Origin of the sequence: Burkholderia cepacia GG4 (assembly GCF_000292915.1) — a bacterium.
Lineage (GTDB): Bacteria > Pseudomonadota > Gammaproteobacteria > Burkholderiales > Burkholderiaceae > Burkholderia > Burkholderia cepacia_D.
In genome coordinates, this window is record NC_018514.1 from 919,521 (window position 1) to 932,804 (window position 13,284).

The following is a 13,284-nucleotide window of genomic DNA, read 5'->3' on the forward strand; positions in this document are numbered from 1 at the left end:
CCTGGCACATGTCGGGGGAGACGCCCGTGAAAATGACAGTGAACCAATGGGCAGCGCTGGCGGTGGTGTTCGCGGCCGGCGCGCACGCGCAGGAAATCTACCTGCAGGGCGGCACGCAGGGCGCAGGCATCGGCGCGGCCGTGAGCTTCAATTCGGTGCTGGGCGCGCACGCGGATTTCAATGCGATCAACTTGACGCATGACTTCACGGTGGCGGGCAATCGCTACCAGGACGACATCAAGCTGCGGCAGGGCGGCCTGTATGCCGATATCTTTCCATGGCACGGCAGCGGCTTTCGCGCGACCATCGGGCTGCGCTTCAACGACGACGAGATTCGCGGCGTGTCGGTGCCTGACAACGGCACCTTCGTGTTCGCCGGCAAGCGCTATCCGGCGCTGCCGGGGATGTATGCGGTCGCGGAGGCGCGCTATCCGACCGTGATGCCGTATGTCGGGATCGGCTACGGGCATCGGCCGGCGTCGAAAGGGTTCGGCTTTGTCGCCGACCTGGGCGTCGCGTACGGGATCCCGCGCTGCTCGTACACGCTGTCGCCTGAGCTGGCCGCCGCGGCCGGTCCGAAGAAGAGCCAGATTCTGGCCGAGAGCGGCCTCGACGAACTGAACCGGATGATGTCGCGGTATCGCTGGTATCCGGTCCTGCAGATCGGGATCTCGTATCGGTTCTGAGTCGCGCGCGCGTCACGGCGCGGCCGTGCGCGTCTGCGCAGGCCGCCCGTCGGTGGCATGGCCATTCGGCCGTCTTCCTCGTCGCCCCGATTCGGCTTACCTTGCGCAACAGCAGTTCGACGCGTCGGGTCGGCGGCGGAAGGTAGGCGGATTCATGCCGTCCGCTGCCGCCGGCCAACGCCGACCACCGTCTTCCGTCCGATCGTGGCGATGATAGCAATGCTTGCAATTCACCGTCGCGTTGCTATCATTGATAGCAACCTGGATGGAGGGACCCATGGCAAATCTTCTGGTGCGTAACGTGGATGACAGTATCGTTCAGAGCCTGCGCGAGCAGGCTGCGGCCAATGGCAGGAGTGCCGAGGCCGAACATCGGGCCATTCTGGCCGATGCACTCGGCCGGCCGAAGCGACGGACATTCGCGCAAGTGCTGATGAGCATGCCCGATGTCGGCGAAGACGCGGATTTCCAACGTGTACAGGATTCCGGCGAGGTCAGGCGTGTTTTTGATTGAAACAATCGATCGGCCGGAAACCCTTGTTGCATAAGGACGTGTTCAGAACTTGTTCAGAATTCGTTAAGAACTCACCTTGACCCGAATGGGCTCAATCCCCCGTGCGTCAGCGTAGGTTTCCGCCGATGTATCCGACATGTGGCCGAGCAAAGCCTTCGTGTCGATCCCTCCCTGTTTGTCGTACAGGCGCTTCGCCAAGCTCCGGATTTCGTGAAACGACGGGGCATTCTCATCCGGGATCTTGGCCTTTCTGCGGGCCCGCGCGAAAGCAGCCGAGATGACCGCCAGACCGACCGGGGCACCCGGCACGGTTCCGTTCTTTCTGGTCGTGTAGTGGATCAGGTACTGGCTGATGACGCCGGTCTTCTTGCAGCGTGCGATCACGTCGGCGAGCGCCATGCCAATTGCATCGAGACGCAGCGTCGTCGGGATCTCGACGACAACGCCAGTCTTCTGGCGCGTGACTCGTGCGTGGCCATGCTTGACCCATGAGCGCTCCCAGCGCGCACAGGTCGAGCGGTCCTGGCCTGATACGAGGGCCAGCAACATCGCGTTCTCCAGCCAGCTCGTGACGGTCGGCGCTTGCGCCAGGATCTTCTGAAACGTCTCGAGCGTCAGGCGACTGCGCTTCGTCTTGAACTTCACCCCCTCGGTGAGCAGCGCCGGGTTAGCGCTCATCCATCCAAGAGATACGCCACGCCGGCACACGGCCATGCTGCGTGCGCGCACAACCTTGGCGAGGGCAATTTTCCCGTCTGCGACGATCGCCTCGAGAATGTCCGCGAAGTGCTTCGTCGTCAGCTCCGCGCATTTGATCTTGCCGAGCTTCGCCTCCAGCCGTCCGTCCGAGAGCTTCCTGCTCTGCGCGGTGTTGTATTTCTCGGAGACCGGCATCTTCTTCAGCAGCTCGCTGAAAGTGGGCGAATCGCTCTCGACGCGCTCAGCCAGGGTCTTCGCAGACTTCCCGGTCGCGACGAGCATGTTCGCCTCGGTTGCCTCGTAGATCGCTTGAGCGAGCGGGATGCGACCCAGCACGTGAGTCTTCTTCGTGCGCGGGTCGTACCAGGTGAAATATCCCGGGCGCGGCTCATGCAGATGCTCCGGCCAGTTTGCGCGGGTCCGGACGCGCGGGCGTGCTGCCATTATGCAATCCTATGGATAAGGCGAGGGCGCATGTTGTCTTGGTAGACGGCGTTCTGCTCGACGTAGTATGCGTTGCCGACCTTGATCGGCGGCGGATAGATCTTCCCATCCTTGATCCACCGCGACGCCGTGCGCATGGCAGGCGCCGGGCTGAATTCTTGTGCGAGCCAATCGCTAAGTCTGATTTTCAATTGATTCCCCACTGGTTCCGGGTCACTTCCAATATCCGTTGTGCTGCTTCCTGCAATCTCAGGCTCCGGCTGGCTGGGCGACACGCTGGAACTCGACGACCCAGACCCACGGGTTTGCTTCCCAGCCGTGGCCGCGCGCAGCGTTCAGGCCGTCCCAGAGATCACGGTAGGCGCGGATGCTCGGCGGCCGATCCGCGCCGGCGCAGTAGCCGCGCGCGAGATGTTCTTCGATCGTCACGCCTTCCGCGCGTGCGTCCGTTTCGCTGATGTGCTGGAGCCGCTCGACGCGCACGCCGGTGATCTTGAGCGTGATGCGCGACGCCCAGCGAGGCATGTGGATGGACGGCTTCCAAGTGCCATAGACGTATTCGTCGGGAGTGAAGCCGTCCGCTCTATAAACCACATCGTCATCTCGCCGCGTTTCTGGAGTCGTATTGCCGCGGTACATGTGGGCGAACGTCTCGCGCACCCACAGCCGATAATCGGCAGCGAATCGAGACTTTCGCCACGGATCCCACTGAGAAGTGCCGACGCCGATTCCGGACGGGCCGATGCCCATCCATTGATCGCGGCACACGCTTACTTCCGTCGTCCGAGCATCGGGCTGCAGCTTCATCACGCGCCGCGTCTGCGTCTTGCTGCCGTCGAGGATGGCCCTTACCATCGGGCCGGAAAACAAAATCGGGAGTTCACGCATGGATTCATTCCATCGATCGGATTGGTTGTCATTGGCACAGACTGGCGCTTCGATACTCGCTATCGCAGGAGCCTATGGGGTGGTGTTTTTTCAACATCACCTTCAAAGCAAGCGCGAACAAGACCGGGAACTTGAAGGTGCAAAGTTCCAGTTTGGCGGTTGGCATGGAATCGCCAACGAGGCAATTCGACTCATAATGGACTTGCCGTGCGAGCCGACGACAGCGCTGGACGACGCTCGAGAGTATTTTTTGACGCGCGAGAATCGCCTTGTGCGCGAACTCGCCCTTCACGCTCTTAACGCAATTCGACTAGAAGATGTGCGCCCGTACTCGCTGCTCACTTCGATTCTTGAGCTTCGTCTGGCAACGGCAGCAAGTCTTGATTTCTTCCCGACTGGAGACCTGACTGTCGACATGCGTCTGCGTGAATGGCTTGCGAGCCAGGGCGAAATCGATAATCTTCGCGAGGTGGCCGGAAGGGCGCGACATCACTTCGAGAATCATGACCCAGCGCGCTCGGCATTTCGGCCGTAGGGCGCAGCGCCTCATCGTAGTCCCTCCGGAAATTCATGATTTGTGCTTCGGCGTGGCCGATGCCTGATCCTCGATCGCACGCTGCACGTTCGCGAGGAACGATTTCGGACTGTCTGCAAGCGCTGCAACGAGCCTGCGCACAAACGCGCCAAGCTCTGTGTCCGGGTTCGGCGCTGCTGCGGGCTGCTCGACAGGTGCATCGCACTCAGCCAGAAGCGCGGCGCGATATTGCCCCATCGTCTCAAATGACATTGCATATGCGTCGTTCGCGATCAGATCGCGGATCGGCGCTGCTGCGGGCTGCGAAGGCGCAAGAGCAATCCGATGCTCGCAATCGTTTTCGGATATTGAAGTCGGGAATTCCCTATTGTTCGATGGAGGTGGGGATTCAAAAATGTCGCTGGTGGGGCAATTCGCTTGTATCCGCCGGCCTGCTGCCTCGCTCCCTCCCAGGGGAGCGGGGCTTTTTTCTGGCTGCTCGACATGGGATGCGGCGAGCAGTTCGAGGGCGGCCTCGGCGCGAGTAAGCGCGATGCCGGGAAGGCCGGCATTGAGATTCGTCGCGATGCTTTTCAGTAGGTCCGTCAGCGCATCAGCACGGCTCTTGTCGCTCAAGTTTTCCGGCGAACCGCCGTTATCCTCTCCGGACAGCGCTCGAGCCTCGGATGCTGATCTTTTTTCTTGCCCGCTCTCCATTTGGTTGAGCGGGCTTTTTTCGTTGTGGGTGGTCATGGTGTGGTCCTCAGGTGGTCAGTCGCCGCACATGCAGTCGATGAGCGTGTCATCGTCTTCGTGCTCGGGAAATTCGAGCGGGATCTGCTTCGCATAGAACTCGGCTTCGCGCAGCAGCTCGGAATAGCAGGGACGGTCGTTTCGGAACGTGGCGCCGGACGGGCGCGATTCCTCGTTGATCCACCAGGCAGCTAGCTCGGGCCGCGTAACGAACGCGCGAACGATCTTGTGCCGCGCCTTCAGGAAGCAGCCGTCACAGTTGCCGAAATCGCCTTCCGGATCGAGTGCAAGGTCGAACGGTTGGGTGCGCCAGAACGCGAGAACATCGGCCTTGCGCACGTTGGCACGCGCGAGTGGCAGATTCGGAATGCCGCCACCGTTGTCACGACCGGGTGCTAAGAGACGTGCGACGCGCCGCGGCTCGTCGGCTCGAATCCCCATGACGTTGTCCCATTCGTCGTAACCCTGCGAAAGCATGAACGCACGGCCGGCTTTCACCTTCAGGTTTGCGGTGCAGGTGCGCATCACCGGGTTTGGCAGGATGCCAAGCGCGTCATTCAGGCGCGAGAATGGTTCGCCTTTCCGACTGGCCGTTTCGAAATTCGTGATCCGGACGTGGCACCGGGAGCGCGATCCTTCTTCGAAACCGTCCCACTCGATCCAGGTGATCGGCACATGCCATCGATGAGCGCACTCATTGATGAACATGAGCGTTTCCTCGCGCTCCTTACCAGTGTTCTGGAACGTCACGATGCAGTCGTCAGGCAAGCCGCCATTCGCTTCGAGCAACTGATGCAGCATGTATCCCGACGTGCGTCCGCCGCTAAAGCAGATCTGCGCCGGTCCCTCGATCAGGTATGGGTTACGCGAAGTCATCGCATCCTCAAATGAGAAAAGAAGCGGGCGCTACGAAGGACGCCTGCAAAGTGCTACTGCCAGGGGAAACACGAAAAGAGCGGGCGCTATACAAGCCGCCCACAAGAAAAAGCCACGCATCCGAGGCACCGGAATGCGCGTGGCTACGGGGTAAGGTGGTCGTGCTAGGATTTGCACCAATACATGCGGGGGTGCAATGGGCGCAAAGAAAGTGCTTTCGGCGCAACAGACGCGTGAGACGGCCGTTGGTCTCGCGGGATTTGCTCTGGGGTTGTCGTTCGCTTGTTTAGTTGTGCACATGCCCGGCGGATCAGGCGAATGGGCTTCATGGGCGCAAGCGATTGGTACTGTTGGGGCCGTAATTGGAGCTATCTGGGCGGCGTACCACCAGACAGATCACGCCAGAAAAAGCGCCGAAAAACACGAGCGTGAGAGCGACACACGTGCTTATGGACTTCTTCAGTCCATTGTTTTGCGCCTCTACTCAAACACACAGTCCCTGGCGAGCCATCTAGCAAAAGCGCAGAAGCAGGAGGACCTTAGCCGTAGGCAACGACGCAGAGACGAATTTGACCAGCTTCATACTGCGATTGCTGAACTGCCTGTGCATGTGTTTCCAGATTTCAGATCGGTAACTTGCTTGCTTGATGCCCGGCAACTCTCCGACGAGGTACTCGCGTTGGCGCAGGACTATGCGTCTAAAGAAGGTATGTTCTCTGGAATTGAAAAAAAAGAAGATCCAGCACCATGGCAATCCTTTCAGGAACGAGCGATGCTCATTTTTGAAGAGCTTTCTGATGGAATCAAACGCATCAGGCTTGGGGTTCCTGAGATCGAATGAGAGAGTACGTACAGTAGGTACTTGTGCAGCGCGCGGACTCATCCCATTGTTGGGTGGTGGCGAGAACGAGCACGACGACGATGAGCACGGCGAGGCTCTTAAGCCACAGGATCAGGAGAGCTTTCACGACCACACTCCCATGAGACAGTCGATCGGAGGGGCGATGGCGCCGGCGAGCAGATAGAGGCCGGCGATTAGACAGAGCGGAATCCAATCTCGATTCATGGTCATCTCGCGTTGTTGTAGTTGGGGAGGCCGGCGTCAGATGACGGAGGTGAGCGTCATGCTTCCGTCGCCGTGCTCGGCCCGGATCATCAGTCCCGGTCGACGGAACAGCTCGGGACGCAGCTCGCGAAGTGCTCTGGTGTAGCTCTCCGGCGCTTCGAAGCCGTTGCCAATCAGTGACGTCGAGCATGCGAGATCGGGATCGGCTTCAGTTGGAATGGAGAAGGACGCGAGCATCGGGATCTTGTGTTGTTGGCAGATCGCAATGATCTGGGTCATAAGCGGCGAGATTTGCTCGTCGTAAATCTGTTCCTTGTTGGTGGTTTCCATCTTCGTTTCTCTTCGTCATTTGTTAGTCGTTGCGCTTGCGGCCGTATCTCCGCCGGAGATCAAACGCAACGACGAACAGCATTGCAGTAGCAAAGACACCTAGACCAGTGCCAATAAGCAATGTGGAAATAAATTCGTTATCCGAAGTGTATTGAGGCCGATTAGATATCTGGCGGCCTGACTGCGCTCACGGAAGGGCACTACCTGCGCAATGCCATTCGATCAGCGCGGTCCGTTCTCTCAAGAATGTGCGGCGTCGAGGGCAAGAGAGAAAACAGCACTCAGGGAGGACGCCTCGGTTCCACTACGAGGTGACCATGTATACGGGCTATTTAGAGCCGCCGCGACGGCTTGAGGCGTCCTCACTGAAAGCTGTTGACGGTGTCGGGCGCTACCCCGTTTCTCGGCCACACCGTTGGGCCGGCCGGTTGCTCCCTGTACTGCGGTCCCGGCGCACTAGCACTCTTAAAGATCGACCGCTGAGGCGGTGGCGCAGCGGTCTGTCCTGCGTTGAGATTGATAATCACATACGTGATTTATTGTGTCAACACATTTGTGATTGCAGTGTGCGAAGCGATCGAGGCAAATCTATGAACGATATCGACTTGGGGCGATATGCGCCTCGACGCAGAAAACTGCTCCAAAGCAGGCCTCGAAGGCCATTGTTGTCTGGTAGCGGCCAGTTCCTGGGGGGTATTGGTCGATCGAGATTCGCGGGGGAATGACATTTCCTTTGTCACCTCGGTCTGTCATTCCGGATGCTCATGACGGCTACCGCTCGACCCCAAAAGCCGTCATTTGAGTCGCTGTAGTGGCTACGACCGTTTTCGAGGTTCAAGAGCCATCCGGCTACGCGATTTCCGCAGGCTAGAGATTCCCCCGGCCCCCTCAATGTCTATCCGGCGCATACATTGACAGGAGCAACTATCCAAGGTTGGCAGCGGTCTCGCGCTTCAGGACATTCGCCCTAGGTGCAACGTTCCTGGGACATGGGAACTCATGCCGATCGCGTTAATGCGGCTCAAATGCGTCGTGTAGTCCAATCTTAGCGTCGCAAGGAGCAGCAAGAAGTTCGTCACGACCGAAACTTGTGTTCGATGCGAACCGACAGACTAAACTCTGAGTCAATCGGCGTTACGGCGTGGTGTCGTTCGCTATGCAAGCACACGGAAAATGATTTTCGATATCTCACCCACCCAGATTGAATCTCTGAACAGCTTGCAACTGGTCGAATTGTTGCGAAAGCTACTTCATGCCGAAGCACAAAGCGCAGGGATAGCCCTGCGGGGCGTCTCCGTGCCCCTGCAGATCACCATTGCGGACGGCGGGGAGGATGCCCGGGTGCACTGGAGCGGTGGGAATGAAGACACCGACTACCTCCCTTGCCGCATGAATGTATTCCAGTCCAAAGCAACAGATCCCGAGCCAGCTGGCTGGAAGAGGGAGGTCTGGACAAAGGCCTCACAGAGAGAAGGTGTGCCGCGGGTATTGAACGACGCCGTTTCGGCCGCGATTGCCGCACGCGGTGCATATATTGGATTTACGTCGGCTGCGATCGTTGGTAACAAGCTAACTCGGCGCCTCGCCGGAATCAGGGAGGGCATTCTCGAGGCTGGCGCGAATCCCGACGATCTGATTGGGATCATGATCTATGACGCCAATCAGATCGCAGCCTGGGCCAGCCAGCATCCTTCCGTCGCGGTCTGGTTGAACGAAGCACAGACCGGCCTTCCTTTGGGCGGGTTCCAGACGATTGACAGTTGGGGCGGACGCGCCGATTTTGCTTCCATCCGGTTCGTCGATGATGAGGCTCCCCGCTATGACGTCGGAGAGAGTGGCAACGGAAACGCCCATTCCGGCGATTTGCTGAATTCCCATCAGGCACGCGAGCGCATTTTTGAGCACATAGCTGAGCCGAAGCGATGTGTTCGAGTCATCGGTCCTTCCGGGATCGGCAAGTCCCGCTTCGTATATGAGCTATTCCGTGACCGGAACACCTTAGAAAGAGTCATCACAGGCGTGTCGGCGATCTACTGCGACTTTCGGAGCATTGGACAGGAGCATCTCCTCCAAGTTATCGAAGCCATGGTGGGGCGAAGCGTTCCGGCGCTAGTCGTTATCGATGAGTGCCCGCGTGAATCAGCGTCAGTTCTGGCGGACATCGTGTCTGACGCGCGTAGTCGACTTCGACTGATCACGATCGATATAGACGAGCGCACGATTACAGCGGAGAGTGTTCTCAATATTTCTGTGTCGAGAAGCGATGATGCGCTTGTTGAAGGAATCATTCGACAACGGGCCCCGACAAGCGACGGCACAACGATTTCTTACCTCAAGAATCTTAGTGGCGGGTTTCCCCGAATCGCCGTTCTTGCCACGGACAATCATCTGGGAGGTATGCCGGCACTTAAGTCCATGGAGGACGTGGTCGAACGGGTCTTGACTGGCTGTGGCGTTGGCGGGCGGGAACAAGTACGCGCCGTCGAATGCCTGGCACTATTCGATCGCGTAGGGGCTGAAGCCAACGTGGCAGGACAACTCGATCTCGTTGCCGAACGGCTCGCGCGGCAATCCGGTGACGAAATGTATGAACACCTGTCCGCGGCATCGAAGCACGAACTGGTGGACCGCCGCGGTCCATTCTTTCGGGCGCAGCCATTGCCAATCGCTGCCTTTCTCGGAGCTAGAAGAATCGAGCTACTGCGCACCGAAACGATCATCCATTTCATTGAGTCTGCTCCGAATGAGCTGGTGGTCGCACTTTTAGCGCAGTGGCGGTATTTTGATCGGACGCGCACCGCCGTCTCGGTGGCCGAAAGGCTGGTAGGGCGAGAAGGGCGTTTCGGGACGCTGGCCGCTTTGAGTTCTGAGTTTGGAGCTCAATGCCTGCATGCCTTATCTCATGTCGCACCGAACGCCTGCGCCGAAACAGTATGGCGAGTCTTCGGCGAGATGCCACTTGATGAACTCGGGGGGATTGGAGAAGGGCGGCGTTTTCTCGTGCACACGCTCGAAAGACTTGTCTTTCGCCACCAGTCGTTCGGTTTGGCAGCTCACCTTCTGATGCGTCTCGCAGCAGTCGAGACGGAAAACTGGAGCAACAACGCAACGGGTCAGTTCAAGCAGCTGCTTCAAATAGATTTTAGCGGCACCGAGGCAGAACCTTCGGAGAGGTTTGCGGTAATAGATCATGGCATCGCATCTGGCGACGAGCGAATCATTGCAGTATGCATCGAGGCGCTCGAGGTGAGCCTTGGTCGCACATATTCTTCCCGGATCGCAGGCGCGGAGGAAATCGGCAGCCAACCGCCCTTGCGGGATTGGCATCCGCAAACTTGGGAGGAGGTATTTGATTTCCATCGACGAAGCCTCGCTACGCTTGAGCGGATTCGCTCCACGTATGCGTCTTTCGAGAGCCGCTGCGATGAAGTTCTTGCAATGAGTCTGCGGGGAATAATCTGCGAACCGCTCATCGCCGAAATTGAGACAGCCGCGAATGCCGTTGCGCAGCGGCGCGGAGTCTGGCTGGAAGGAATTCAGGCGGTTGGATCGTGGCTCTATTTTGACCGCAAGGCCTATCCAGAGGAATTGCAGGGGCGAGTAAGGGCTTTGTATGACAAGTTGATGCCGACGGATCTGATTCACCTCGCCCTTCTTTACACAAAGTTCTGGGTGAGTGACCTCTACGACCCCGATCTGGAATACGACCAGAGTGACGGTGCCACTCTGGACTTCGAATATTCGTCGCGAAAGGCCAAAGAGGTTGCCGTGCAGATTGCGCAGGATGATGAACTGGTCGCACGTGCAGTTCGCGAAATTGCGCCTCAGAAGCTCAACAATTCCCACCCCTTTGGCTACGAGCTGGCGAGAAATCTCGCTGATCCGCTGGCGACCTTCAGGCTTGCTGTCGGGGTGGTTAGCGCCTCCGCGAATCTGGAGGGGCTAGGATTTCTTCGGGGCATGCTCGGCGGTATCGACGATCGCGACAGTGGCGTTGCTGACGAGTGCGTGCGACTGGCGCTCCAGTGCGACGCGCTAAAACGCGGAGCCATCAATATCTACACAGCCGTGAAAATCTCGGCGGAGCGGCTCAAGGAAATCGTCGAGAGAGTCGAGGCAGGGACCCTGGCCGCGGCTGAGTGTGTCTATCTATCATATGGCCAAGGACTAGCGCATTTGAACGCCAATCAGATCCTCCCGTTAGTCGACGAACTTGCGAACAACCACAAAGGGGAAGGCATCTGGTCTGCCCTTGAAATCATCACGATGTACCAGCATGGTCGGACTGTTTTCGATCAGGACCTAGTTGAACGCTCGAAAAGCATTCTCGTATCATCGACGCTAGTGGGGGAAGTCAGGCGCGGCAACCGGGACGGCTACCTTTTCGAAAACATGGCCAGGCTACTTTACGAACATGCTGCACTTGACGACCGTTTCGCGGCGAAGTTGGGCGAGCAGTTCGTGCGTCTCTGCGTACTCAGCAAGTATGATGCATTTGATGCGCTTGATGATGCGGTCCGGAAGGTCGTCAAACTCCTAGTCACGGAACGGCCGCTCGAGTTGTGGGAAATGGTTGCGCGATTTGTGGAGCGCGCCACCCCGACTGAGCGATCCCGCCTGACTCGGCTCGTCGGCCAGTCAAGCAGAGGGTTTAGGCGCCAAGGTGATAGCGAGAACGGCGCAGGCCCCTTGTACGGCATTCCAGAGTCAGAGTGTTTCGCATGGGCGGATGCCGATGCGCCAAACCGCTCGCCATTTCTTTGCGAGTTCTATCCGCTCTTTGACAAAGATGATACTGGAAATATGATGTGGCACCCCGCCATGGAAAGACTTGCGGCCAGGTACGGCGAGCATGCGGCGTTTCGTGATGCGCTCGCCAGCCGACTCCATATTGGCGCCTGGTCGGGTTCATTGATCCCTTATCTAGAGGCCTACTTCGTTCCTCTCGAGACCTGGTACCGCCATCCAGTTTCCCAACTTGCCCAGTGGGCGAAGGAAACGCGCCGCACGCTCGACGTGCGCATCGCGTCAGCCAAGCGGATTGAAGGGGAAGATGCTTGATGGAGCGAAGTTTGATTAGCCGGCGTTTGCACGACGGAGAACAGAGCAGAGGCGACCGGCCGAACAACAGCTTGACAGTCCGATACAGCGGCACAGTTTGGTGACATAGACTCGCCCGGTGCCCATGCTTTAAGACCTCGCACAAGCGATCCTGGAGGGAATAGCAGTGAAATACGACAAGGCCGTCATTGCGGGAATCGCAGGAATCGATAACTGGCAAGCATTCGAAGAATTCGTTAAAGACCTGTACGCACAGAATGACAGCGCCGTAGATGTGGTCCGAAGCTACAAGGCTCAAGGAGCGTCCGGGCGCAATCGAGAGGTTGACGTTCTAGTCACCTTCGGGTTTAAGCCTCACATCCTCTCGCTTGGTGTGGAATGTAAATACTGGTCGAACAAGGTTAATGGCGACATTATCGATGTTGCAGCAGCAAAACGTGACGATCTCAGTCTCGACAAGTACGCTGTCATTACAACCGTTGGCTTTGAGGCCGGCGCCGAACTTTACGCAAAAAGCAAGGGCATAGATCTGTTTCTCATCCGACCCTCCATGGATGATGACTTTGGCTACACCGGACGAGTGATCAAAGTCAGAATTTTTATGCACGGTTCGAGGCCAGTTGATATCAGGTTGAATGCAACGATTGTGTGTGAACCTGGTCTTGAAAAAATTGCGGCGGATCTGCTTGCGGCGAAATTGTCCGATGTCGGAGCTCCTGACAGCGCTGACGATTTTGATCCGGAACTAAATTTGTATCGCTACTCGCGAATAGAACATGGGAATGGAGTCGTTACTTTCGAGAGAGGAGAGCATGCAAATAATCTCTTGAAACTGCTCTTGGATACTTGGCGTACACAGGATGGAAATTTCTGGGACGGGAAGCCTTCCAGCATACGGCAGAAGATCATTTTCAAGAGTCCGACAGCTTTATTTTTTCTCAATAGAACGGTCGTAATGATCAACGAGATCGATTTCCAAATGCAATATTTGCGAATCGAAAGTGAATTGGAAATAAATCGGGGCGAAAAATATCCGCTGGTGCTGGAGAATGTCATAGCAAACGCTATTACACCATTGAGTGCAAAACATACCGCAAACGAAATTAAGTTTTCCATGGGTGATCCAACACCGAAGATCGCAGTCGATCTTTCGAAAAAACCTGACGATGCTATTGGTCGCGAAGGCGTGGCGATTACGTTGCGGCTGACGAATCCTATGGGAATTTCGAGTGAAGATCCCAAGGCGCGGATTTTCGAATTGGTCGGTCACGAAGAAGGCGTGACTTGGCGTCCCTTGCATCCGCCCCACCCGTAGGCGTCTCTTGCTTTCGGAAGGAAAGGTAAAATCGATGCTGGCGGATCGAGCTCAGCTCTTGCTCAAGTCAGCCCTATTTGTCGTAGGCAGAATTGATTCGACGGCAATGAATTCCAGCTTCTGGCGTCAGTGTGCGCT

At 57.5% G+C, this 13,284-nt stretch carries 12 protein-coding genes; 6 read left to right on the forward strand and 6 right to left on the reverse strand.

The features are described 5' to 3' along the window. Window positions 1–8 precede the first annotated feature (8 nt). Both GEM_RS19915 and GEM_RS19920 read left to right on the forward strand, forming a co-directional pair. The gene (locus GEM_RS19915; RefSeq protein WP_014899175.1) at window positions 9–686 is read left to right on the forward strand and encodes a hypothetical protein; all 678 of its coding nucleotides are present in this window, start codon (window positions 9–11) and stop codon (window positions 684–686) included. Between the two features lie 277 nt (window positions 687–963). Beyond that, window positions 964–1,200, forward strand: coding sequence for a FitA-like ribbon-helix-helix domain-containing protein (locus GEM_RS19920; RefSeq protein ID WP_014899176.1), 237 nt, complete (start codon window positions 964–966; stop codon window positions 1,198–1,200). Window positions 1,201–1,263: 63 nt separating this feature from the next. On the opposite strand, the gene GEM_RS19925 is transcribed toward GEM_RS19920, so the two are convergent. Genes GEM_RS19925 through GEM_RS30290 form a run of 3 tightly spaced genes read right to left on the reverse strand, consistent with a single transcriptional unit; the run spans window position 1,264 to window position 3,231 of the window. Further along, window positions 1,264–2,343 (reverse strand): tyrosine-type recombinase/integrase, encoded by a 1,080-nt coding sequence (locus GEM_RS19925; RefSeq protein WP_014899177.1) that lies wholly within the window; start codon window positions 2,341–2,343, stop codon window positions 1,264–1,266. Continuing rightward, the gene (locus GEM_RS19930) at window positions 2,343–2,618 is read right to left on the reverse strand and encodes an excisionase (protein ID WP_272148440.1); all 276 of its coding nucleotides are present in this window, start codon (window positions 2,616–2,618) and stop codon (window positions 2,343–2,345) included. The genes GEM_RS19925 and GEM_RS19930 overlap by 1 nt, the downstream gene beginning before the upstream one ends. Beyond that, the gene (locus GEM_RS30290) at window positions 2,593–3,231 is read right to left on the reverse strand and encodes a hypothetical protein (RefSeq protein ID WP_014899179.1); all 639 of its coding nucleotides are present in this window, start codon (window positions 3,229–3,231) and stop codon (window positions 2,593–2,595) included. Before GEM_RS30290 ends, GEM_RS19930 begins: the two co-directional genes overlap by 26 nt. Here GEM_RS30290 and GEM_RS31425 point away from each other — a divergent pair. Continuing rightward, on the forward strand, window positions 3,230–3,766 hold the full coding sequence (locus GEM_RS31425) for a hypothetical protein (RefSeq protein ID WP_148283870.1): 537 nt from the start codon (window positions 3,230–3,232) through the stop codon (window positions 3,764–3,766). The genes GEM_RS30290 and GEM_RS31425 overlap by 2 nt on opposite strands. 33 nt (window positions 3,767–3,799) lie before the next feature. Here GEM_RS31425 and GEM_RS31430 read toward each other — a convergent pair whose 3' ends face one another. Together GEM_RS31430 and GEM_RS19940 are read right to left on the reverse strand one after the other, a co-directional pair. Then, on the reverse strand, window positions 3,800–4,498 hold the full coding sequence (locus GEM_RS31430; protein WP_014899181.1) for a hypothetical protein: 699 nt from the start codon (window positions 4,496–4,498) through the stop codon (window positions 3,800–3,802). 18 nt (window positions 4,499–4,516) lie between these two features. Continuing rightward, window positions 4,517–5,374 (reverse strand): hypothetical protein, encoded by an 858-nt coding sequence (locus tag GEM_RS19940; RefSeq protein ID WP_014899182.1) that lies wholly within the window; start codon window positions 5,372–5,374, stop codon window positions 4,517–4,519. A gap of 196 nt (window positions 5,375–5,570) precedes the next feature. Here GEM_RS19940 and GEM_RS31435 point away from each other — a divergent pair, with 196 nt between their 5' ends. Further along, a complete protein-coding gene (locus tag GEM_RS31435) occupies window positions 5,571–6,215 on the forward strand; it encodes a hypothetical protein (protein WP_014899183.1) in 645 nt (214 codons plus the stop codon). A 261-nt stretch (window positions 6,216–6,476) separates the two neighbouring features. Here GEM_RS31435 and GEM_RS19950 read toward each other — a convergent pair whose 3' ends face one another. Beyond that, the gene (locus GEM_RS19950) at window positions 6,477–6,770 is read right to left on the reverse strand and encodes a hypothetical protein (RefSeq protein ID WP_014899185.1); all 294 of its coding nucleotides are present in this window, start codon (window positions 6,768–6,770) and stop codon (window positions 6,477–6,479) included. A 1,173-nt stretch (window positions 6,771–7,943) separates the two neighbouring features. Here GEM_RS19950 and GEM_RS19955 point away from each other — a divergent pair. Together GEM_RS19955 and GEM_RS30295 are read left to right on the forward strand one after the other, a co-directional pair. Beyond that, entirely contained in the window at window positions 7,944–11,831 is a 3,888-nt protein-coding gene (locus GEM_RS19955) for a hypothetical protein (RefSeq protein WP_041490755.1), read from the forward strand. Window positions 11,832–11,997: 166 nt separating this feature from the next. Further along, window positions 11,998–13,146 carry a restriction endonuclease gene (locus GEM_RS30295; RefSeq protein ID WP_014899188.1) on the forward strand — a complete coding sequence of 383 codons (1,149 nt, stop codon included), beginning with the start codon at window positions 11,998–12,000 and terminating at the stop codon, window positions 13,144–13,146. The last annotated feature ends 138 nt before the right edge of the window (window positions 13,147–13,284 follow it).